Raw genomic sequence first — 654 nt, 5'->3', positions numbered from 1 at the left:
GTTCTTCCGGGTAATAGCTCTTCTTGAAACGCTCCGGGTCGCCCCAGATCGTGCGGATCATCGCCGGCCACGGACGCTTGACGACGAGAATCCCGCCTTGCCCGTTCGGCACGTCCTGGCCGGTCTCGTCGACCACCGCGGCCATGATGCCCGGCAGCGGCAGCGTGCAGGAACCCGGCACGGTCGGCGTCGCGCCCGGCAGCGGCGTGATCATGTGGCCGCCGGTTTCGGTCTGCCACCACGTATCGACGATCGGGCAGCGCTCGTGGCCGACGTGCTTGTGATACCACATCCACGCTTCCGGATTGATCGGTTCGCCGACCGTGCCGATGATGCGCAGGCTCGACAGGTCATAGCTCTTCGGATGGACCTTGTCGTCGGCTTCGGCGGCCTTGATCAGCGAACGGATCGCGGTCGGCGCGGTATAGAACACGGTGACCTTGTGATCGCCGATCATCTTCCAGAAGCGGCCGGCGTCCGGATAGGTCGGCACGCCCTCGAACACGACCTGCGTGCCGCCGCAGGCGAGCGGGCCGTAGGTGATGTACGTGTGGCCCGTGACCCAGCCGATGTCGGCCGTGCACCAGAACACGTCGTCGGGTTTCCAGTCGAAGGTCCACTTCATCGTCTGCGCGGCCCACAGCAGGTAGCCGC

General features: G+C 65.9%; 1 protein-coding gene. It reads right to left on the bottom strand.

The genetic code is table 11. From position 1 onward, the window contains the following. Nucleotides 1–654 (bottom strand): AMP-binding protein (locus CFB89_RS33865; protein WP_144030210.1); only part of this gene is annotated, 654 nt, incomplete at both ends.

The organism is Burkholderia sp. AU16741 (assembly GCF_002223345.1).
GTDB lineage: Bacteria > Pseudomonadota > Gammaproteobacteria > Burkholderiales > Burkholderiaceae > Burkholderia > Burkholderia sola.
Note: the sequence above shows the minus strand (reverse complement) of the source record. Positions and strands in the feature narration are given on the sequence as shown.